Below are 22,333 nucleotides of genomic sequence, written 5' to 3'. Positions count from 1 at the left end.
CTTATAGATGAAAAATAAATTAGCTAAATTAAAATATATGCCAAATAATTTCCAAATTATTGAAGAAGGTGACCACGTAATTTGTGCTATTTCACAAAAGATAATACCTTTAGAAAATTTAAATTATTGGAATGTAGAGAAACAAGAGGCTTATTTTTCCTATGTTGAGTCTTCAATTAAAAGAGAAAAAGATGAAAAAAATAATTAACTTTTCCATCTATCGTGGGTCCATATCCACTGTTCTACATTTTTTAAAATCATTTTTTCAAGAATTTTATTAAGAAATTCAGTAATTTCCAAGATAGATTTTGTTTTATTTACCTTGATTGGTTTTGAAACGTAAATTTTAAAATAATTTTTCTTATTTCGTTCAATATAAATAGGAACTAATTCGCAATTATATTTTTTTATTAGTTGAGCAGGTATGGTTGTAGTTGTTGCAAGATTATCAAAAAATTTTACTTTTTCACCCTCTCTAACCCTTTGGTCAATCATTAAGGCTATTGATTTACCTTTAATCAAATTCTTAATTATCTCACGACTTCCAGCTCTTCCTTTTTTAATTTGGTTTCTGCAAATATTTTCTTTTCTAATTTTTTCCATAGTCTTATTTAAAAAGATATTATTTAATGGCCTATAGATTGTAGCAAGTTCAATACCAGCCTTTTCAATTTCCATTGCCATCAGTTCAAAATTATTAAAATGACCAGATATAAAAACAGCTTTTTTATTGTTCGTTTTTAAATTTTCTAGATATTCGAGTCCTTCTATTGAGATATATTTTTTTAACTCATTATTTCTAAATTTTTCTAAATAGACGTATTCAGCAAAAATTCTCCCATAATTACCTAGAACATTTGAGGCAATTTTATTGGGACTGTCGTGGCTTTTAATATTTGCCTTACTTAAATTCTGAATGATTAATTTTTTTGATCTAAATATTGGACCTATTGTTTTTCCAATAAAAAAACCCAAATTTGATGAAAATCGATAACCAATTAATTTAAATAAAATAAACAAAATTTTAATTAAAATAAATTCTATAAGATAAGCTAATTTTTTCATAATTTTGATATCAAAGTTTTTTGAAAATTTTTTTTATCATTAATTTCTAACTTTATTTTCAAAAATTTTATATTTTTTCTTTCAATTTTACTTAATCGGAAAAAATCTTTTTCCGTTGTTACTATTGTAAAATTTCCCTTTTTGGCTTTGTCTTTTAACTCTTTTAGTTCAATTTTTGTAAGTTTATGATGATCAGGAAAAATTATTTTTTCACAAATATCGAATTTATATTTAACTAAAGTTTTTTCAAATTCATGTGGATTTCCAATACCACAAAACATTAAATATTTTTTATTTAAATTAAATTTTTTTAAATTTAATGGCTTGTATTTTCCTTCAAATATTCTCAATTTTTTATTGATAGATTTTAACTTAGTTAAAAGTTTATAATTTTTTCTTTCTCCATTTATAAAGATTAAATCATATTTATTAATCGCATTTACATTCTCTCTTAATGGCCCAGCTGGAAGCATAAATTCATTTCCAAGTGCATCTTCAGAATTAAAGCATACAATTTTTAGATCATAACAAATGTTTTTTTGTTGTAATCCATCATCTAGTATTGCTACTTCGAAATTTTTTTTTGAAGCTGTTAATAGAGCATTTTCTCTATTATTGGACAATATAATCTCTCCTTTATTTCTTAACAAATTTATTTCGTCTACCTGATTTTTATATTTTTTTTTAATAAATATTGTTTTAAATTTATTATTTAGTAATTCATTTATTTCAATTGCTAAAGATGTTTTGCCTGTACCACCTACAAAAATATTACCAATACATATAGTTTTAATTGCAAATCTTTTCTTAATTAAAAGTAATTTTGAAATATTAATTAAATATGTAGCTAGAGATAGAGGGTAAAGTATAAATGAAATAAAATTTTTTGTTTGCCAAAATTTTGGTTTGATTAATTTCATATTAAATATTTATTTACATAAAATAAATTTTTTTCAAGTACAGCATTTCCTATTTTTATAATTTTTTCTATATTTTGATTGGTATTTTTAGTGTTTAATTTTTTAAATATTATCTTTTCCATTGTTACAATATTAGAGGTTTGCGATGACATTTTAAGTTTATTCAAAAAAGCATATATTTCTTTGAAGTTTCTTACATTGGGTCCATTTATAATGTAATTCCCTAATCTTGCAGGTTCAAGAGGGTTTTGACCGCCATGTTTGATTATTGAACCACCAATAAAAGCTACATTAGTTAAGTCATAAAACTTAGATGACTCACCGTAACTATCAACTAAATATATATCTGTGTCTTTTTGTATTTCTTTCTTAGAAGAATGAGCGATAGTTTTAAGACCAAGAATATTTAATTCATCTATTATTTTACCAGCTCTACTAATATGTCTTGGAATTATAATAGTGATTAATTTTTTTTCTTTTTTTTTTAAATTTTTATGTAATTTACCAACCAATATCTCTTCAGTATTGTGTGTGCTGGCAGCACACCATACTTTAACGTTTTTGAACTTATCTTTTAATAGTTTGTTAGCACGATCTTGACTATTTATCTCACCAAAATATTTTAAATTACCAGCAACCTTAACATTCTTAACTTTTAATAATTTGAGATACTTCAGGGTCTCTAAATTTTGAGGCAATGCTAATGATATTTTGCTAAATACTTGTTTTGCAAAATTTGGAAAAATTTGCCACCTGTTAAAACTACGCTCTGTAATTCTGGCATTCATAATTATGATTGGAATATTCTTCAAATGTAAATTTTTGATTATATTAGGCCATATTTCTAAATCTATGAAAATTGCCAATTCTGGTTGCCAGTATTTAATGAACTTTTTTACAATATAATTATTATCTAATGGGAAATATACATGTGTTGTTTTTTTTAATCCAAGTTTTTTAAAAATTTTTGCAGAGCTAGTTGTTGATGTTGTTAATAAAATATTATTTATTTTTTTATTTTTTTCTAATTTTCTAATAACTGGAACTATACTCATTAGTTCACCAACACTAGCCGCATGTACCCAAATTTTTTTTTTATTTTCTTTTTGAGAATATATACAAAATTTTTCTTGAACTCTTTTTAGATCTTCTTTACCTTTTATTACTCGAAAAAAAATGATTACAGGTGATATTATAATTATTAAGTTTGCAACTATGTTGTAAAAAAAATACATCAATGTTTTTTAATTTGTCGTTCATAAAAATTTTTATAAACTTTTGATTGAACTAAAAGTTCCTCATGCTTTCCCGAGTCAATAATTTTACCATTATCGATTACATATATATTATCTGAATCAAGAATTGTTGATAACCTGTGTGCAATTACAATAGTAGTTTTATTTAAAATTAACTGACTTAAGGCTTTTTGAATTTTTTCTTCAGTTTCAGAGTCTAATGATGAGGTCGCCTCGTCTAATAATATTATTTTACTTTTCTTTAAGAAAGCCCTCGCTATGGATAGTCTTTGTTTTTCTCCACCAGATAATTTTACTCCATTTTCACCAATCATGGTTTCAAAACCATTCTCTAAATTATCAATAAACTCTTTACACATGGATTGTTTTGCAGCCTCCAAAACCTCTTCATTGCTAGCCTCTGGTCTAGCATATTTAATGTTGTTCAAAACTGAGTCGTCAAATAATGTAGTGTTTTGATCTACTATTGATATTTGGCTTCTTAAAGATCCTAAATTAAATTTTGATATATCTTGATCATCTAAACGTATACTTCCTGAAGTTGGAGCATAAATTCTTGGTATCATATTTAATAATGTTGATTTACCTGATCCACTATGGCCCACTAGAGCTGTCATTTTACCACCAGCAAAGTTTGTAGAAATATTTTGTAGAACCTTATTTGCTAAATTAGATTTGTAGGTAAAGTTAACGTTTTCAAAAACTATACCTCCCTCTGAAACATTTAATTTATCTTTGTCCTCATTTAAATTGATTTCATTTTTAATATCTATAATTGGAAGAATTCTTTCTGCAGCGGCAAAACCTTGTGCAATAGCAATATTAACTTTTGTAAGTGATTTTACAGGCTGATATGCCAGCATCATTGCTGCAAGAAATGAAAAAAAATTGTTAATTGCTAGCTCACCACTAATGATCAATTTTCCCGAATAAAATATCAAAATTGCAATCATTATACCTGTTAATATTTCCATCACTGGTGCTGATCTAATATATACAGCTGAAATTTTTACAGATTTTTCTTTCAAATCATTAACAAATGACTCAGATCTATTTTCTTCATAATTTTCTCTTTGAAAAATCTTAATAATTTTATGATTTTTAAAAAGGTCAATCAAATATCTGTTCAAATCTCCAGATTTTTCTTGTGCCTGAGTTGAAATTTTACTCATTCTTTTTCCTAAGATTTTTGCAGTGATAGAGGCAAGTGGAATCATGATAATTGCAATTAAGGAAAGCTTCCAGTTTTGCAAAAACATTACACAAAGTAATCCTATTAATGTAAGACCATCTTTGAAAATAGTTAGAAATGCTTCCGCTAACATTCTTGTGATTTGATTTACATCGAAATTTAAATTTGAAATATATTTACCTGAGTGTTTACTTTCAATAATTTCAGTATCAGCCTTAATAAAAGATTTTAACATATCTGTTTGTAAAATTTTTTTAATTTCCTCAGATACATTAATCATTAGTAGTTTTGCAAAATAAAGAGAAATACCTTTTGCACCAAAGGCAATAATAATTGCAAGTGGAATTAAGATAATTAAAGTTTGATCTTTGTTAATGAATATTTTTTCTATAGCTGGATCCAAAAGCCATGCTGTTGCCGAAGTACTTAAAGCAACTATTATTGAAAAAAGAGCAGCTAATAAAATTTTACTAATAAATTTTTTTGTATAGTCTTGATAAAGTCTTTTGAATATTTTTGATTTTATCATTTGTTTATATTATTTTTCCAATAATAATATTGATAAAAATTATTAGCCCTAACAAATTATTACTTTTAAATTTAGTTAAACAATCATTAGATAAATTTGTATCTAATTTTTTAATCTGAAATACTAATAGGTGTATAATTGGAATTATCATGAATAAAAAATAATAGATCTTAAATTGCATTAATATCCCAACTAAAAACAAGGATATGATAAATAAAGAGTATGAAATATACAAAAATTTTTTCGGATCATTTTTAAACTTTATTGAAGTTGATTTCACTCCTATTATCTCATCATCTTTAATATCTTGAAACCCATAAATTGTGTCGTAGCCTAGTGTCCAAAATATGGCTCCAAGATAAAATATAACTGGAACTATGGAAATTTCGTTTGAAATAGAAATCCAGGCTAAAATTAACCCATAATTAAATGTAATTCCTAGAAATAATTGTGGCCAATAAGTAATTCTTTTCATTAATGGATACGTAAAAGCTAATGGCATCGAGATTAAAGCCATCAAGATCGTAAAATAGTTAAAATTAATTAGAACTAAAAAAGCAATGCCACATAAAAACAAAGCATATACTGATGCAAGCTTTATAGAAACTTTATCAGATGCAATGGGTCTATTTTTAGTTCTTTCAACTTTTTTATCAAAATTTTTATCTGCTATATCGTTTACTATACATCCTGCTGAGCGCATTAATATTGAGCCTGAAAGAAAAAGCACAGAATAAAAAAAATAATTTAATAGATCTGAATTAAAATCATAAACTATTGTAAGCCCCCAAAGACATGGCCAAAACAAAAGCATAAAACCAATAGGCCTTCCTAATCTTGTGAGCTCAATAAATAGCTTTATTTGGTTCATAATTTACTTGTAAATAACAAAGGCTAGTTTCATAATCAAATTGATTCGTATGAATATAGATTACACAGTCACAGCACTAATGTTTCCAGCTATTCCTTTGCTAATGAGCATCTATAGTAATAGATTCCATTCACTTAGTAAGCTTATTAGAGAACTTCATGATGAGCACGTTTATGAAAATCATATTCCTCATGAGTGGAAAAAACAATTTATTAACTTAAGTGGAAGAATCACTCTTTTGAGATGGACTATTATGTTTGCTGCTTTTGGATTTTTGTTCAACATGATGACTGTACTTGGTCTCTATTTAAATGAAATATTTATTGCAAGATTAATTTTTGGCTCATGTTGTTTATCCATGATCATTTCAATTCTTTTTTTTATTAGAGAAATTCATATCTCGACTAATGCACTTAAGCTGCATATGGCTGATATGGATGTTGATGTTAATTAGGAATTATAACTGCAGGCCCTAAAATTTTTCTTCCCTCTAAATCCTGGTGAGCTCGAACTGCTTCATCTAATTTATATTTTTTAAATATTTTTATTTTTACTTTCCCAGAACTAATTTTTTCAAACATTACTTTTGATGCTTCATCTAGCTCTTCTTTAGTAGATAGGTATTGCTGCATAGCAGGTCTTACAAGATATAAACCCTTTGGCTGAAGCATTTTAGGAACATTTATATCCGATAATGGTCCTGATGCATTTCCAAATGAAACCATCATTCCTCTTGTTGCCAAACATTCAATGGATCCATCTAAAGTGTCTTTACCTACACCGTCATAAACCACTGGAACACCTTTACCATCTGTAATCTCTAAAACTTTTTTAGCAAAATCTTCTTTATTATAGTTAATTACATGATCGTAGCCATTTTCTTTTGCTATATTTATTTTTTCATCTGAACCAACAGTACCTATAACTGTGCAACCTAAACTTTTTGCCCATTGACCAAATATTTGACCAACTCCTCCAGCTGCTGCATGATAAAGAATTGTTTGTCCTGAATTTACAGGAAATGTTTTATGTAATAAATAAAATGTAGTTAAACCTTTTGTCATCAAAGTTGCCGCAACCTCAAGATCAATACCCTCTGGTACTTTTACAAGATTTTTTGTTGGGTAATTTCTGTGTGTTGAATAAGATCCTAATGGAATACCAGCGTAAGAAACTTTATCACCAATTTTATAATCTTTTACATTGTCTCCAACTTCAGTAATAACACCTGCACCTTCCAAACCCAAACCGCTTGGCATTTTTAAAGGATATAAACCTGATCTGTGGTAAGTATCTATATAATTAAGACCAATAGCTTTTTGTTCTATTGTTACCTGGTCTGTACCTGGCTTATCTAAAGTAATATCTTTAAGCTCTAAAACTTCAGGCCCACCATTTTTTTTAATTTCTATAGCTTTCATAATTTATTTTACAAATGTATCATTATGATAATCTTGTACTGCTTGCAAGATTTCAGCTTTAGTATTCATTACAAAGGGTCCGCCTCTTGCAATTTCTTCATTAATTGGTTTGCCTGAAATCACTAAAAACTTAGCATCTGATTTAGCTTTCACAGTTAAATCCTCACCTCTAGTTAATAGTATTAAGGTACTATCTTTAACATTGTCATGTTTATTTTTACCAATTTCAATTTCACCATTAATTAAATAAATAAAAGTATTATGAGTTGACGGTAATTTAAAATTAAATTCTTTATCTTTATTTAATTCAACATCAAAATAAAATGGCTCAACGTTATGACCTTTAACAGGGCCTTCAGCAGTTTCAAATTTACCAGCTATGACTTTAACTTGTTTGTCTTCATCTTTATGAACACTCATTTTATCTGCATCAATATAAATATATTCAGGCTTACTCATCTTTAATTTAGCAGGCATGTTTACCCATAATTGAAAACCATGAAGCTTACCTTCTTTCATTGCTGGCATTTCAGAATGAATTATTCCACTTCCTGTTTTCATCCACTGAACATCTCCCGCAGTCATTCTACCTTCGCCACCAGTGCTATCTTTATGTTCAAAATCTCCGGCTAACATATAAGTAACTGTTTCAATTCCTCTATGAGGGTGTGGTGGAAAACCTGCAATATAATCTTCACTATTTTCAGATCCAAATTCATCTAGCATTAAGAATGGATCAAAGTAATTTGGCTCAACACCAATACTTCTTTTTAATTTTACTCCAGCCCCATCAGATGCTGAAATAGGTTCAATAATTTTGCTTACTTCAATATTATTCATATCATGAAAGTAGTTAATAAAATTTTAATTTCAATGTTACTTTTTGTTGTGTGAACCATCACAGAATGGTGCATTGTTAGTTTGTTTACATGCACAGAAAAACATTTTTTTTGTTTCTTTTGCCTTGTATGCCAATGGTGTAAACTCAGTTCCTTTATGTGATCCATTACAAAATGGTTGTTTTTTTGATTGTCCACATGAACACCAATAATAAGATTTATCTTTTTCAACTTCTACTGCAATTGGTCCATTGCCAGCACTCTGTCCTTTAGTCATATTTACCCTTTCGATTAATTTGAGACATAACTAATGATTTGTTACAAATTATGCAAGTACGCAAAATAATCATACTAGTATTAAAAAACATACCTTGATACTTATAATAAAATAGTTATTTAAGTGACATGAAAGAATTAATTAATTGCCCAGCTGAAAGAGCTATATATTTTCTTGGTGGTAAGTGGAAAATAAGAATTCTATTTACACTGTTTCACAATAAGACAGTAAGATTTAATGAGTTAAAAAAAGTATTAAAAACTATCACTCAACAAATGTTATCTAAGCAACTTAAAGAGTTGGAAACTGATGGCATTGTTAATAGAAAAGTTCATCAAGTAGTACCTCCAAAAGTTGAGTATTCACTTACAGAATTCGGCTTATCAGTAATTCCTATTTTGAAATCTTTTTCTGATTGGAATAAAAGAAATACTAGAACTATCTCATTAAAACTTAATAAAAACTTTGAAGAAAACAGAATAAGATAAAGCTTATTCTTTTGACAACATTCTTTATTTGTGGTTCAATTGATTAGCGCTGATTTAAGTTAAATTGCAGAGCGCTTTAAAAAATCCTGCTAAAGCGACACTTTAACCACCGCTTTAGCCGGTGGTTTTTTTTTGAAATTATCTCAAATTAAAATCGGGTATTTGAACTGTATTGTGCGCCCAGCATTTTGCTAAAGCACTAAAAAGGAGAGAAGAGCTAATTTTTACCCTCTTTGGTTAATTAGTTTCTTTTCTCCAAATTAATGGAGGGAAGAGCTATTTCAAAATAAATTGATTTGATTTGTATCAAAGTTTAAGCCTCTTAACTCTGTATTGGAGAAAAAATGAAAACAAATATACTAAAAGAAAGATTAGATAAAGGACCTGTGATTTGTGCTGAAGGTTTTTTATTTGAAATAGAGAAACGTGGATATATGGCATCTGGAGAATTTGTGCCAATGGTATCTTTAGATCATCCAGAAGTTCTTGAAAATTTGCATAGAGAATTTCAACATGCAGGATCTGATATTGTTGAAGCCTTTACTTACAATGGACATAGAGAAAAGATGCGAGTTATAGGTAAAGAAGAATTACTTGAACCGCTAAATCGTTCTGCTTTAAAAATTGCAAAAAAGGTTGCTTTGGATACACCTAAAGGATCTCAGCCAAATTTAATGGCTGGAAATATTTCTAACTCAAATATTTGGAAGGAAGATGATAAGCAAGCTCAAAAAGTAGTTGAAGGCATGTTTTCTGAAATGATTGGTTGGGCAGTTGATGAAGGTGCGGATATGTTAATTGGTGAAACTTTTTATTATGCTGAAGAAGCTTTTAAAGCTCTTGAAGTAATGAAGAAAGCCAATTTACCAACTGTGTTAACAATTTCACCAATGGGTGAAAATAAAATGAGAGATGGAAAGTCTGTAGTTGATACATGTAAAGAGCTGGAACAAAAAGGCGCTGATGTTGTGGGCTTAAATTGTTTTAGAGGACCAGCAACAATGTTGCCATTCTTAAAGGAGATTAGAAAAGCAGTCAAATGTCATGTAGGTGCTTTACCAATTCCATATAGAACCAATGAAAAATTTCCAACTTTTTTTAATTTGCCTGACAGAGCCGATTGTGGCTGTCCTTCTCCACATGGAAGAACATTCCCAACAGCTTTAGATCCACATTTTTGTAATAGATATGAAATAGGTCAATTCGCAAAAGAGGCAAATGATTTAGGGATAAATTATCTTGGTGTTTGCTGTGGAGCTAATTCAATGCTGATTAGGGAAGTTGCAGAGTCAGTTGGATTAACTGTTCCAGCAAGTAAATATAGAGAAAATATGGAAAATCATTTTATGTATGGAAAAAATAAAAGAATTCCAAAACATATGACTGATTATGGAGATAAGGCTTAATTTTAATTAGATTTTATATTGGGTAATAGATCTTTTAAGTTTTTGATCTCTAACTTTGGTTGGTAGTCAAGTTTATCAAAAATATTATTATTTCTGTTTACCCAAATAGAATTATAACCATAATTTCCTCCACCTGATACATCCCAAGTGTTTGCACTCAAAAAAGCAACTTCATTTTTTTTAATTTGATATTTGTTAATTGGCATATCGTAAACTTTTGTGTCTGGTTTATAAATCCCTACTTCTTCGATTGAAAAAATATCATCAAAAATATTTTCTAAATTATTACTTTTAACTAATTGATTGAGAAGGGTGGGTGTGCCGTTTGAGAGAATAGCTAGTTTATATTTCTTTTCTTTAAGTGATTTTAAAACTTCTGTAACTTCAGAAAATGGAGAAAGGATTTTATAAAGATCTAACAACTCATTTCTCATCGAGAGGTCAATTTTATAAGCTTGCATTGACTTATCCAAACTATCCTCAGTCACTTGCCAAAAATCTTTATGTCTTTTCATCAAACTTCTAAGCCAAGTATATTCTAGTTGAGTTGTTCTCCAATAATTTGCAAAACCTTCCCACTTATTACCAATTTTTTCTTTACATTTTTCTGCTGCTGAATTGACATCAAATAATGTGCCGTATGCATCAAAAATTATTGCTTTAATATTTTTCATAATTAAACTTATCTTAATGAGTAATATTAGATTATTTTATAGTGAAAGTTTATCACTTAATTTAACAGCTACACTTGATAAATCACAATCTCATTATGTGAGTAAAGTAATGAGAGTTAAAGAAAACGAAGTTTTTTCTTTATTTAATAGTAGTGGAGAGTGGGAAGCAAAAATTTTAAGTATTTCAAAAAGTATTGTTGAATTTAGTATTACCAATCAATTGAGACAAAAAGAAAACCCCAAAGAATTATGGCTTGCTTTTTCACCCATTAAATCAAACTATTTTAATTTTATGATTCAAAAAGCTACAGAGTTAGGTGTTACAAAGTTTTTACCCATAATATTTGATCGAACTATTGTTCGTAAGATCAATAAAGAGAGAGTTGAAAAAGTCATTATTGAAGCAACTGAACAATCTAATCGGATTAACGTTCCTTTAATCGAAGACCCTCAATCTTTGGAATCTTTTTTGAAAAATAAAAACATGGATTTAATATTTACGGATTTAAACTCAAAAAATAATAAAATTGATACAGATCAAATAACGTCTAAGCCAACTTGTGTAATAATTGGACCGGAGGGAGACTTTTCTGAATTGGAAAGAGAACAGATTCTTAAATTTGAATATGTTCAGCCAATTAAAATCAATGTAAATATACTGAGATCGGAAACAGCTGTAATTTCAGCTATATCGATCATAAATTACGCAATAAATTGATATTTTGTCGCGAAAAGTAAAGTGTAATTTTGCAAAAGACGAACTATATAGTGTCTACAAATGAAAAAATTTTTATACATATTTCTAGCTATTTTTTATTCATCAAACGCGATTGCTAATCAACCAAAAGATTGGCAACTAGGTTTTCAAAATGCTGCATCCCAGTCAATGAGGGATATAGTTAATTTTCATGATAATTTGTTACTACCTATTATAATTGCAATCAGTGTCTTTGTATTATTTTTGATGATTTACGTGTCTATTAGATTTAGAGCTTCAAGAAATCCAAATCCATCAAAGACAACACATAATGTTGCAATCGAAGTGTTGTGGACTTTAATTCCATGCTTAATTCTAATTGTTATAGCAGTACCATCCTTCAAAATTTTATACAAACAAGATACTATTCCAAAAGCAGATGTTACGGTTAAGGCTATAGGTTACCAGTGGTATTGGGGTTATGAGTATCCAGATGAAAATATTATTTTTGACTCATATATGATTGAGACAAAAGACTTAAAAGAAAATCAACCAAGACTTTTGTCAGTAGATCATGAAGTTGTTGTTCCGGTTAATAAAGTAGTTAAGGTTTTAATTACAGCAAATGATGTTTTACATGCTTGGGCATTACCATCATTTGGTGTTAAGAGAGATGCAGTTCCAGGAAGAATTAATGAAACATGGTTTAAAGCTGAAAAAGTTGGAACTTACTACGGACAATGTTCTGAGCTTTGTGGAATTAAACATGCTTTTATGCCAATTACTGTAAGAGTTGTGTCAGAGGCAGATTATGCTGAATGGCTAACAGGTGCAAAAATTAAATTTGCAAAAGAACCGTTATTAGAAAACGAAAATATAAAACTAGCGAGTAACTAATATGTATACACAAACAGCATCACACGACGATCATCACACACCAACTGGTTGGAAGCGTTGGGCTTATTCAACTAATCATAAAGACATTGGAACAATGTACTTAATATTTGCAATTGTTGCAGGTGTAATTGGTACTGCGTTTTCAGTTTTAATGAGAATGGAATTGATGCATCCTGGTGATGGTATTTTAGGTGGTAATTATCATTTATATAATGTTTTAGTTACAGGTCATGGATTGATCATGATTTTCTTTATGGTGATGCCTGCAATGATAGGTGGATTTGGCAACTGGTTTGTTCCAATAATGATTGGTGCACCTGATATGGCTTTTCCAAGAATGAACAATATTTCATTTTGGTTATTACCAACTTCATTTATTTTATTAATACTTTCAATTTTTATGGATGGCCCTCCAGGTCAAACAGGAGTTGGTGGGGGTTGGACTATATATCCACCTTTATCATCTAAAGCTGGGCAACCAGGGCCTGCAATGGACTTTGCTATTTTAAGTTTACACTTGGCTGGAGCATCTTCAATTTTAGGCGCAGTAAACTTTATTACTACAATTTTAAATATGAGAACACCAGGCATGACGCTTCACAAAATGCCTTTATTTGCTTGGTCTATTTTAGTTACAGCTTTCTTACTATTATTGTCATTACCAGTTTTAGCTGGTGCAATTACAATGCTTTTAACGGATAGAAATTTTGGTACTGCCTTTTTTGATGCACAAACAGGAGGGGATCCAGTTTTATTCCAACATTTATTTTGGTTCTTTGGTCACCCCGAAGTTTATATTTTGATTTTACCAGGCTTTGGAATGATTAGTCATATTGTTTCTACATTTTCAAAAAAACCTGTCTTTGGCTACTTAGGAATGGCTTATGCAATGGTTGCAATTGGAATTGTAGGTTTTGTAGTTTGGGCTCACCACATGTACACAGTTGGTTTAAGTACAGACACTAAAGCTTATTTCTTGGCAGCTACTATGATCATTGCTGTTCCAACGGGTATCAAAATATTTTCTTGGATAGCTACAATGTGGGGAGGATCTATTTCATTTAAAACTCCAATGGTTTGGGCTTTAGGATTTATATTTTTATTTACTGTTGGTGGTGTAACAGGCGTTGTTCTTGCAAATGCAGGTGTTGATACCGCAATGCATGACACTTACTATGTTGTTGCACATTTTCATTATGTATTATCTTTAGGAGCAGTATTTGCGATCTTTGCAGGTTTTTATTATTGGTTTGGAAAAATGTCTGGATATGAATATTCGGAATTTTTAGGACAATTACATTTCTGGCTTACTTTTATCGGAGTTAATTTAGTGTTCTTTCCACAACACTTCTTAGGTTTAGCTGGTATGCCAAGAAGATATGCTGATTACCCTGATGCATTTGCTGGATGGAACTATGTTTCATCTATTGGATCTTACATATCAGTAATAGGTTTATTAGTATTTTTTGTAAATTTAATTTATTCATTCTCAAAAAAAAAAGCTGCAGCCCAAAATCCTTATGGAGAGGGTGCTACGACTTTAGAGTGGACAGTACCATCACCACCTAATTTTCACACTTTTGATGAATTACCAAAGTTTGAAGATGAAGAAAGTCTTGAAAAATCTAGCAGTTAAAAAATAATTTAGATTTTTCACACTAAAAAAAATGATCAAGTCTAAATTAAAAAATAGAAACTTAAGTCAAGAAGACGTTTTTAATTTTTCAGAACTCTTTAAGCTAATGAAGCCAAGAGTGATGTCACTAGTAATCTTTACATGTGCTGTTGGTTTGTTAATGGCACCAAACATTATTCCAACCAAAGATGCAATTATTGGAATCATTTTGGTATCTATTGGTGCTGGAGCAGCTGGAGCATTAAACATGTGGTATGAATTTGATCTTGATGCGTTAATGTCAAGAACCTGTCTTAGACCAATACCAACTGGAAAAGTTAATAAAAACCAGGCTTTGGTTTTTGGTATTGCTCTTTCAGTGTTTTCAGTAATTGCTCTTGATTTTTTTGCTAACAGAATATCAGCTAGTTTATTATTATTTACTATCTTGTTTTATGTGTTGGTTTACACAATTTGGTTAAAAAGAAAAACTCCACAGAACATAGTTATTGGGGGGGCCGCAGGAGCTTTGCCACCAGTTATTGGCTGGACCATTGCTACAAATACTCTTTCATTAGAACCCTTAACATTCTTTTTGATAATTTTCTTTTGGACACCATCTCATTTTTGGGCATTAAGCCTCTATAAATCTGATGACTATAAAAAAGCAAAAATTCCAATGCTTCCATTAACAAATGGAATTGAAAGCACTAAATTAAATATTTTTATTTATTCTTTGATAATGGTGCCTGTGATTGTGATGCCTTATGCAATTGATTTTGTGGGATTAATTTTTTTAATTCCATCTTTAATTTTAACTTTTTACTATAATTTTTTATGTTTTGAACTATATAATTTTAAGAAAAATAAATTTAGTGCAAAAAAAGCAAAATCTATATTTGGGTATTCAATTTTATATTTATTTTTGATTTTTGTTCTTTTTTTAATTGATAAAATTTTATGATAACTCCAGATAAAAAAACTAAGAAAAAAAATATTTTAACTGCGGTAGTAATTCTGGCATTTATGGTTTTTCTTTTTGTGTTTACTTTATACAATGTAGGAGTTTTTGATAGACAACTATGATGAGAAAAAAAACTTTAACTCCAATTTTGCTTGGTGGAATTTTTTTCCTTATGCTTGGTCTTTCATTTGCGGCCGTACCTCTTTATGACATGTTCTGTCGAATAACTGGTTTTGGAGGAACTACTCAGGTATCCAAAGAATCCCCAAATATAGTACTAGACAAAGTTGTCAGTGTTAGGTTTGATACTAATGTAAACAATCTTACTTGGGATTTTAAAGCTAAATCAAATGTTATTGATGTTAAGGTAGGCGAAGTGAACAGAATAGAGTTTGAAGTCGAAAACTATGGTAATGAAACAACTTATGGAGTGGCAAGCTTTAATGTTTCACCATCAAGTTTTGGAAAATATTATAGCAAACTGGGTTGTTTTTGCTTTGAGAAACAAGAACTAAAAGCAGGAGAGAAAGCCACTTACGTAATGACTTTTTATTTAGATCCTGAGCTAGTTAATGACCCAACTACTAAAAATTTAGAGGATGTAACTATGTCGTACACTTTTTTCTCGACAGATTACTATAAACAATCATAATCACGAAAAATGTCAGCTGAAAAAAAACATGATTATCATTTAGTAGACCCAAGTCCTTGGCCTATCTACGTATCATTTTCTTGCTTGGTATTAGCAATTGGAACAATTTATTATATGCATAATGATGTTTCATGGGGAATGTACCTAGGTTTTGCTCTTGTGCTTTATGGTGCTTACATGTGGTTTAGAGATGTTGTGATAGAGGCAGAACATCAAGGACATCATACTCCTGTTGTTCAAATTCACCATAGATATGGAATGACATTGTTCATTGCATCAGAGGTTATGTTTTTTGTTGCCTGGTTTTGGGCATATTTTGATATCAGTTTATTTCCAAATGAGTTTGTTGGGAATGTTTGGCCACCAAAGGATATAGAAACTTTTGATCCATGGGATATTCCTTTAATCAACACACTTATTTTACTATTATCAGGAACAACAGTTACTTGGTCTCATCACGCATTATTGGAAGATGATAGAAAAAGTTTTATTCAAGGTCTTACATTGACAGTCATTTTAGGTTTCTGTTTTACTTTACTTCAGGCATACGAATATCATCATGCTACCTTTGATTATTCAGGGCATATTTATGGAGCAGTTTTCTATATGGCAACAGGTTTTCATGGTTTTCATGTTGTAATAGGCACAATATTTTTAGCAGTATGTTTGTGGAGAGGTAAACTTGGCCATTTTAATAAAGATCATCATTTTGGATTTGAGGCAGCAGCTTGGTACTGGCATTTTGTTGACGTGGTTTGGTTATTTTTATTTGCAGCTATATATATTTGGGGAAGTTAATATTTAGTCCTTGAAGAATAAGTTATTATTTTCAGTATTTGTTTATTTTATAATCCTGGTTCTTTTGTCACTAGGGTCATGGCAGCTATATAGATTAACTTGGAAATTAGATTTAATAAAACAAATTGAAGGCTCATTAAAAAATAAACCAGTTAAACTATCAAGTGGTGAGAAAAAAAATTATCTAAGAATAAAAACATCTGGGAATATAAATTTTGAAAAACAAATTTATTTATATAATTTAAATGAAAGTGGTAAACCTGGGTTTGAAGTAATTAATCCCATTATAATTGATAATAAAGATTATTTAATTAATAGAGGCTGGATACCTTTTGATAAAAAAGAAAAACCTGAGATTAATTTAATTAATCAAAACAACATTATTGGAACATTAAAGAACCAAACTAAAGCAAATTTTTTTAAACCTAAAAATGATATTGGAAAAAATTATTGGTTCACATTAGATAGAGATGATATTTTTAAATATACAGGTAAAAAATTTTCAAAATATATTATCTATTTAAATGGTGACTATCAGCTACCGAAACCGAAAGTGATTACAGCTAATATTTCGAACAATCATAAAAAGTATGCGATTACCTGGTTTTCAATGGCGATTTCAATTCTTTTAATATATCTATATTTTAGAAAAAAAAATTATTAGATGGAATATATAAGCACAAGAAACAGTAAAAAAGTCTTTGAATTCAGGGATGTTTTTGTAAAAGGGCTTGCTGATGATGGGGGTTTATTTGTGCCTAGATCTCTCCATAAAGTTGATGTTAATGAACTTAAAAACCTTGAGTACAATGAATTAGCAAAGAAACTTATTTATCCATTTATTGGAAGTTTTATGACTGAAAATGATTTGGGTAAAATTGTAGATCAATCTTATTCAGTTTTTAGAAAAAAAAATGTTGTTAATTTTGTAAAAGTTGGAGATCGATCTGTTCTTGAATTATTTCATGGCCCTACATTAGCCTTTAAAGATATTGCAATGCAACTTTTAGGTAATTTCTATGAATATTATTTAAATAATCAAAACGAGAAACTTAATATTGTTGTGGCAACCTCAGGAGATACAGGGGCTGCAGCTATAGATGCCATTAAAGGCAAAAAAAACGTGAATATTTTTGTACTTCACCCACATAATAAAGTGTCACCCGTTCAAAGAAAATTGATGACTACAGGAAAAGATAAAAATGTTTTCAACATCGCCATCAAAGGAAATTTTGATGACTGTCAAAATTTAGTTAAAACAATGTTCGCTGATAAAAATTTTTCAAGTGATATTAAAATGTCAGGTGTAAATTCAATTAACTGGGCACGTATAATAGCTCAAAGTGTATATTACTTTTATAGTTATTTTTTAATTGAAGATAACAAACAACCAATAAATTTTTCAGTTCCAACAGGAAATTTTGGTGATGTTTATGCTGGATATCTTGCTAAAAAAATGGGACTTCCAATTAATAAATTGATAGTAGCAACTAATCAAAATGACATTTTACACAGAGCTATTTCAAAAGGTAGTTATGAAGTGGAAAATGTTTCTGAAACACTGTCTCCTAGTATGGATATACAAGTTGCAAGTAATTTTGAGAGATTGCTCTACGATTTAAATGATTGTGATGATTCACAAACAATAGACGTTATGAAAAATATTAGAGAAAAAGGAAAATATATAATTGATCAAAATAAATTAGATAAAATTAGTATTAATTTTTTATCTTCACGAATGAGTGAGGAAGAAGTTCTAAAAACTATTGAAGAAGTTTATGAAAAATACAATATTGTATTAGATCCACATACTGCAATAGGCTACGGTGCTTTTGATAAAATAAACTTAAATGGAAATAATATAGTTTTAGCAACAGCGCATCCCAGTAAATTTCCAGATGCAATTAAAAAAGCTATAAATTTAAAAGCAGAGCTTCCTAAAGAATTAATGTTTGTTATGGATGAAAAAGAAAATTATGATATTATTGAAAATAACGTTGAATATGTAAAACAACACATAAAAGAAAGAATTTAATGAATATAAAAGAAAATGATCAAGTTCCAAATTCTGAAATTTTTATTATGGAGAATGGAAATCCTGTTAAGAAAAATACACAAGAATTTTTAAAAGATAAAAAAGTGGTTATTTTTGGTCTACCAGGTGCTTACACTTCAGTATGCTCGGCAAAACATTTGCCAGGTTACGTTAAGATGTTTGAGAAATATAAAGAAAAAGGAATTGACCATATAATTTGTATTTCAGTTAATGACCCATTTGTAATGAATGCATGGGGTAAAGAGCACAGTGTTGGTGATAAAATCTTAATGATTGGTGATCCTTTTTTGAATTTTACCAAAGCAATTGGAGCAGATGTTGATAAAAGTGCAAGAGGGCTAGGTATTAGATCTAATAGGTACACGATGTTAGTAGACAATTTAAAGGTAGTTAAATTAAAGGAAGAAGATGATGCTGGTTCTTGCGAAGTCTCTGCTGCTGAAAATTTTATTCAACTAGTCTAAATTTGCAGCTTTTTTGGCTAATAGGTCAACCTCTTCATTCATGGTATTTCCAGCATGAGCTTTAACCCAGTTCCATTTAACATTTAAAGATTTATTTAAATTAAATAATTCGACCCACAAATCTTTATTTTTTACATCCTCTTTTTTAGATGTTTGCCAATTATTAATTATCCATTTATTAATCCATTGAGTTATCCCAAGCTTTACATACTGAGAGTCTGTATAAATAGAGATTTGTGACTCAGAATTCATTTCTTTTAATGCATTAATAGGAGCTAATAATTCCATTCTGTTATTTGTTGTTTTTTTTTCATTACCACTAATTTTTTTAATTTTACCATCTTCAATTATGATTGCAGCCCATCCACCATTTCCAGGATTTGTTAAGCAAGAACCGTCTGTATAGATTTCAATCATTAAATTAAATAATCTTTGTATGAATTTAAATTGTTATGTGTAATAAGTTTTTGATAATATTCGTTAGGATCTTTAATTTTTATCAATGCTGTTTTAGGAGTATTAGAATAGTCAAATAGCCGGGTTAAAAGATATCTAATTGCAGCACCTCTACATAATATGTTTAATGATTTTTTTTCTTTATATGAAATTTTTTTCACACTCTCATAACCTTTTATTAATTCACTAATTTTTTTTTTATTTAACTTAAATTTTGAATTTTTTTGATCGAAGCATAAAGCGTTGATGCAAATAGCAATTTCATACATAAAAATATCATTTGCAGCAAAATAGAAATCAATTACTCCAGACAATTTATTTTTTTTAAAAAAAATATTATCTATAAATAAATCTCCATGTATTATTCCTTTAGGAAGTCCCAAAGGCCAATTTTTTTTAATGTCATTCAAATTATTTGTTAAAAATTTTTCTAAGTTAGAAAATTTCTTTGATTTGAATTTTATACTTTTTAATAATGGTCCCAATTCTTTAATACCCATAGAATTTTTTCTAGATATTTTAATGTTCTTGGTAGCTTGATGAATTTTTGCTATCATTTTGCCTACTGCAAAGCAATTTTTCGAATTAAGTTTAATTTTGTCTTTACCATTTAAAAAAGAAACAACACATGCAGTTTTATTTCTCAATTTAATCAAATATGAGCCATTTTTGTTTTTAAGAGGTTTTGGACAGTTAATATTCGAACTATGCAAAATTTCCATTAATCTCATAAAGAATGGTATTTCTTTATTTGAAACTCTTTTTTCAAAAATTGTTAAAATAAATTTATTTTTTTTAGTTTTTAATAAGTAATTTGTATTTTCAATTCCTTTTGTAATTCCATTGAAATTGATAATTTTTCCTATTTCAAACTGATTATTTATTGAAGAAATATCTCTTTTATTAATCTTTGTATAAACAGCCATTTAATTTAATTTTTTTGGAATTTTAAATACTACGTTTTCTTTAATTATTTCTATTTCATTTATTTTGATAGTAAATCTATTTCTTAAATCATCGATAAAGTTATTTACCAATATTTCAGGTGCAGAAGCACCAGATGAAATACCTATTGTATTTGAATTTTGTATTTCATTATAAGGTATTTTACTTTCTGAATGAATTAACCTTGAATTTTCACAACCAGATTTTTTGGCAACCTCCACAAGTCTTACAGAGTTTGAAGAATTTCTACTGCCTATTATAAAAAACATATCACATTGTTTTGCAATATTTTTAACAGCCATTTGCCTATTGGTTGTGGCATAACAAATATCTTCCTTTTTAGGTTCCTGTATATCTTTAAATCTACTTTTTAAAATTTGAATTATATCTTTTGTATCATCTACAGATAAAGTGGTTTGAGTAACAAATGCTATCTTTTTATTACTTTTATTATTATAATTTTTTGCTTCTATTTCATTTTGTATAAGTTCGATTGAGCCACTAGGTAATTGACCCATTGTTCCTACGACTTCTGGATGGTTTTCATGACCAATTAAAATTATATGGTAACCAGCTTTATTAAGATTTTCGGCCTCTCTATGAACTTTTGAAACTAAAGGACAAGTTGCATCTATATAAGTCATATTATAATTTTTAGCATCCGCAGGTATTTTCTTTGGCACTCCATGGGCTGAAAAAATAACTGGCCTTGATTTATCTTGAATTTCTTCGAGTTCTTCAACAAATATAGCGCCCCTTTTTTTTAAGTCATCGACAACAAATTTATTATGAACTATTTCATGACGCACATAAACAGGTGCTCCATATTTTTGAATTGATTTTTCAACAATTTCAATAGCTCTTTCAACTCCTGCACAAAATCCTCGGGGTGCTGATAGTAATATTTTGATTTCTTTATTTTTCATTTTTTTCTAATAAATATTCAAGCAATATATGAGGAAAGGTTAAGGACGCCAAACCTATAAATATTACTTTATAAATTGAACTGTTTAAACTGTGACTATTGTTTAAAAAAAATACACTTATTAAGCACAGAATAGCTGTCAAAATTGTTAGTGGAAGAGCCTTTTTTAAAAAAATCTTTAGACCATTATTAAAGTTAAAATTATCTATTTCATGAATTAAAGAAATACTATGTCTGATTGAGTGCAAAAAACAAAAATAAATTGTAAATGCTATTAATGGTGAAAAATAATAATTTATTATTATGATTGAAAAGAAATCTAAAAAAATAGCAAATTTTTTTATTTCAAATTTTTTAATAAATAAAAAAACACTTGATAAAGTGCTTAATATAATTCCAATCAATAATATATTATTACTTTCTATATAATCCAATGTTAAATAAAATGACTCATTTTCAATAAATAAAAATTTGTATATCGCAACTGTTTCGTCAAAGTGAAAAAACATTGGAGCTAAAATGACCAAAGATCCTTTAAGAAAATACAAAAATTGATTTTTTATAGAATTTTTTTCCATTAGAAATTGGGTATCTTCTTTACCAAAATGATAAGAAGCAAAGATTAAGAAAACTAATAAAGAAATCGTTGGCACCAATACCCATGCAATAATTATAAAAATAACGAATAAAATGTATGCTAGATAAAAAAATGACATTTTGTTGATATCAAAAATTTTTAATAGCTTTCTTCCTTTAATGTGATCAAGCGACCCATGAGAAACACCAATAATTAAGATAAGTATTAGGCATACTATAGGTGAGATAGAAAAATTATTAGTTTTAAAAACTATTATTGAAATAATGTTACAAAATAAAAAAAAAATAAAAGAATGATTTAAATTTATTTTTTTTATTTCATTAATCAT

Annotated in this window: 26 protein-coding genes and 1 riboswitch; of the genes, 13 read left to right on the top strand and 13 right to left on the bottom strand. The window is 28.7% G+C overall.

The annotated features are described in order from the left end of the window. Positions 1–7 precede the first annotated feature (7 nt). Positions 8–208, top strand: a complete 201-nt coding sequence (locus ACIJYH_RS06005) for a DUF2093 domain-containing protein (protein ID WP_435162699.1) — start codon at positions 8–10, stop codon at positions 206–208. Here the strand turns inward: ACIJYH_RS06005 and ACIJYH_RS06000 are convergent. The 5 genes from ACIJYH_RS06000 to ubiA are packed head-to-tail and all read right to left on the bottom strand — an operon-like array spanning position 205 to position 5,833. Continuing rightward, a complete protein-coding gene (locus tag ACIJYH_RS06000; RefSeq protein ID WP_435162698.1) occupies positions 205–1,065 on the bottom strand; it encodes a lysophospholipid acyltransferase family protein in 861 nt (286 codons plus the stop codon). The genes ACIJYH_RS06005 and ACIJYH_RS06000 overlap by 4 nt on opposite strands. Beyond that, entirely contained in the window at positions 1,062–1,985 is a 924-nt protein-coding gene (gene lpxK / locus ACIJYH_RS05995) for a tetraacyldisaccharide 4'-kinase (protein ID WP_435162697.1), read from the bottom strand. Before lpxK ends, ACIJYH_RS06000 begins: the two co-directional genes overlap by 4 nt. Next, entirely contained in the window at positions 1,982–3,220 is a 1,239-nt protein-coding gene (locus ACIJYH_RS05990; protein ID WP_435164268.1) for a 3-deoxy-D-manno-octulosonic acid transferase, read from the bottom strand. Before ACIJYH_RS05990 ends, lpxK begins: the two co-directional genes overlap by 4 nt. Then, positions 3,220–4,962, bottom strand: a complete 1,743-nt coding sequence (locus tag ACIJYH_RS05985) for an ABC transporter ATP-binding protein (protein ID WP_435162696.1) — start codon at positions 4,960–4,962, stop codon at positions 3,220–3,222. Before ACIJYH_RS05985 ends, ACIJYH_RS05990 begins: the two co-directional genes overlap by 1 nt. A 4-nt stretch (positions 4,963–4,966) precedes the next feature. Continuing rightward, positions 4,967–5,833 carry a 4-hydroxybenzoate octaprenyltransferase gene (ubiA, locus tag ACIJYH_RS05980; RefSeq protein WP_435162695.1) on the bottom strand — a complete coding sequence of 289 codons (867 nt, stop codon included), beginning with the start codon at positions 5,831–5,833 and terminating at the stop codon, positions 4,967–4,969. 49 nt (positions 5,834–5,882) lie between these two features. On the opposite strand from ubiA, the gene ACIJYH_RS05975 reads away from it, so the two are divergent. Then, entirely contained in the window at positions 5,883–6,287 is a 405-nt protein-coding gene (locus ACIJYH_RS05975; RefSeq protein WP_435096247.1) for a DUF2721 domain-containing protein, read from the top strand. Here ACIJYH_RS05975 and ACIJYH_RS05970 read toward each other — a convergent pair. The 3 genes from ACIJYH_RS05970 to ACIJYH_RS05960 are packed head-to-tail and all read right to left on the bottom strand — an operon-like array spanning position 6,280 to position 8,370. Beyond that, positions 6,280–7,254 (bottom strand): quinone oxidoreductase family protein, encoded by a 975-nt coding sequence (locus ACIJYH_RS05970; protein WP_435162694.1) that lies wholly within the window; start codon positions 7,252–7,254, stop codon positions 6,280–6,282. The two genes, ACIJYH_RS05975 and ACIJYH_RS05970, sit on opposite strands and share 8 nt — an antisense overlap. A 3-nt stretch (positions 7,255–7,257) precedes the next feature. After that, positions 7,258–8,094 (bottom strand): pirin family protein, encoded by an 837-nt coding sequence (locus ACIJYH_RS05965; protein ID WP_435162693.1) that lies wholly within the window; start codon positions 8,092–8,094, stop codon positions 7,258–7,260. Between the two features lie 36 nt (positions 8,095–8,130). Continuing rightward, the gene (locus tag ACIJYH_RS05960) at positions 8,131–8,370 is read right to left on the bottom strand and encodes a CDGSH iron-sulfur domain-containing protein (RefSeq protein WP_435162692.1); all 240 of its coding nucleotides are present in this window, start codon (positions 8,368–8,370) and stop codon (positions 8,131–8,133) included. A 128-nt stretch (positions 8,371–8,498) separates the two neighbouring features. On the opposite strand from ACIJYH_RS05960, the gene ACIJYH_RS05955 reads away from it, so the two are divergent. Further along, complete coding sequence (locus ACIJYH_RS05955) at positions 8,499–8,858, top strand: winged helix-turn-helix transcriptional regulator (RefSeq protein ID WP_435096232.1); 360 nt, start codon at positions 8,499–8,501, stop codon at positions 8,856–8,858. A gap of 147 nt (positions 8,859–9,005) precedes the next feature. Further along, positions 9,006–9,071, top strand: a riboswitch (SAM riboswitch). A gap of 131 nt (positions 9,072–9,202) precedes the next feature. After that, positions 9,203–10,264: a homocysteine S-methyltransferase family protein gene (locus ACIJYH_RS05950; RefSeq protein WP_435162691.1), complete on the top strand. Its 1,062-nt coding sequence runs from the start codon at positions 9,203–9,205 to the stop codon at positions 10,262–10,264. 2 nt (positions 10,265–10,266) lie between these two features. Here the strand turns inward: ACIJYH_RS05950 and ACIJYH_RS05945 are convergent, their stop codons facing one another. Continuing rightward, positions 10,267–10,938 (bottom strand): haloacid dehalogenase type II, encoded by a 672-nt coding sequence (locus ACIJYH_RS05945; protein ID WP_435162690.1) that lies wholly within the window; start codon positions 10,936–10,938, stop codon positions 10,267–10,269. Positions 10,939–10,954: 16 nt separating this feature from the next. Here ACIJYH_RS05945 and ACIJYH_RS05940 point away from each other — a divergent pair, with 16 nt between their 5' ends. From ACIJYH_RS05940 to ACIJYH_RS05900, 9 genes are all read left to right on the top strand, one after another. After that, positions 10,955–11,656 (top strand): RsmE family RNA methyltransferase, encoded by a 702-nt coding sequence (locus ACIJYH_RS05940; RefSeq protein ID WP_435162689.1) that lies wholly within the window; start codon positions 10,955–10,957, stop codon positions 11,654–11,656. Positions 11,657–11,716: 60 nt separating this feature from the next. Beyond that, positions 11,717–12,532, top strand: a complete 816-nt coding sequence (gene coxB / locus ACIJYH_RS05935; protein ID WP_435162688.1) for a cytochrome c oxidase subunit II — start codon at positions 11,717–11,719, stop codon at positions 12,530–12,532. 1 nt (position 12,533) lies between these two features. Continuing rightward, on the top strand, positions 12,534–14,168 hold the full coding sequence (gene ctaD / locus ACIJYH_RS05930; protein WP_435085535.1) for a cytochrome c oxidase subunit I: 1,635 nt from the start codon (positions 12,534–12,536) through the stop codon (positions 14,166–14,168). Between the two features lie 31 nt (positions 14,169–14,199). Continuing rightward, positions 14,200–15,111 (top strand): heme o synthase, encoded by a 912-nt coding sequence (gene cyoE, locus ACIJYH_RS05925; protein WP_435162687.1) that lies wholly within the window; start codon positions 14,200–14,202, stop codon positions 15,109–15,111. A 121-nt stretch (positions 15,112–15,232) separates the two neighbouring features. After that, on the top strand, positions 15,233–15,763 hold the full coding sequence (locus ACIJYH_RS05920; protein ID WP_435164265.1) for a cytochrome c oxidase assembly protein: 531 nt from the start codon (positions 15,233–15,235) through the stop codon (positions 15,761–15,763). A 9-nt stretch (positions 15,764–15,772) separates the two neighbouring features. Then, positions 15,773–16,561, top strand: coding sequence for a cytochrome c oxidase subunit 3 (locus ACIJYH_RS05915; RefSeq protein WP_435162686.1), 789 nt, complete (start codon positions 15,773–15,775; stop codon positions 16,559–16,561). A 10-nt stretch (positions 16,562–16,571) separates the two neighbouring features. Further along, entirely contained in the window at positions 16,572–17,225 is a 654-nt protein-coding gene (locus ACIJYH_RS05910; RefSeq protein WP_435162685.1) for an SURF1 family protein, read from the top strand. Further along, positions 17,226–18,596 carry a threonine synthase gene (thrC, locus tag ACIJYH_RS05905; protein ID WP_435162684.1) on the top strand — a complete coding sequence of 457 codons (1,371 nt, stop codon included), beginning with the start codon at positions 17,226–17,228 and terminating at the stop codon, positions 18,594–18,596. Then, positions 18,596–19,081 (top strand): peroxiredoxin, encoded by a 486-nt coding sequence (locus ACIJYH_RS05900; protein ID WP_435087980.1) that lies wholly within the window; start codon positions 18,596–18,598, stop codon positions 19,079–19,081. The genes thrC and ACIJYH_RS05900 overlap by 1 nt, the downstream gene beginning before the upstream one ends. Here the strand turns inward: ACIJYH_RS05900 and rnhA are convergent. The 4 genes from rnhA to ACIJYH_RS05880 are packed head-to-tail and all read right to left on the bottom strand — an operon-like array spanning position 19,073 to position 22,333. Then, entirely contained in the window at positions 19,073–19,498 is a 426-nt protein-coding gene (gene rnhA, locus ACIJYH_RS05895; RefSeq protein WP_435162683.1) for a ribonuclease HI, read from the bottom strand. The two genes, ACIJYH_RS05900 and rnhA, sit on opposite strands and share 9 nt — an antisense overlap. Next, complete coding sequence (locus ACIJYH_RS05890) at positions 19,498–20,463, bottom strand: homoserine kinase (RefSeq protein ID WP_435162682.1); 966 nt, start codon at positions 20,461–20,463, stop codon at positions 19,498–19,500. Before ACIJYH_RS05890 ends, rnhA begins: the two co-directional genes overlap by 1 nt. Next, positions 20,464–21,408, bottom strand: a complete 945-nt coding sequence (gene ispH / locus ACIJYH_RS05885; protein ID WP_435162681.1) for a 4-hydroxy-3-methylbut-2-enyl diphosphate reductase — start codon at positions 21,406–21,408, stop codon at positions 20,464–20,466. After that, positions 21,398–22,333 (bottom strand): Brp/Blh family beta-carotene 15,15'-dioxygenase, encoded by a 936-nt coding sequence (locus ACIJYH_RS05880; protein WP_435162680.1) that lies wholly within the window; start codon positions 22,331–22,333, stop codon positions 21,398–21,400. Before ACIJYH_RS05880 ends, ispH begins: the two co-directional genes overlap by 11 nt.

Source organism: Candidatus Pelagibacter bacterium nBUS_25 (genome assembly GCF_051200975.1).
GTDB lineage: Bacteria > Pseudomonadota > Alphaproteobacteria > Pelagibacterales > Pelagibacteraceae > Pelagibacter.
The sequence above is the reverse complement of the archived record's forward strand: the minus strand, read 5'-3'. Positions and strand labels throughout refer to the sequence as shown.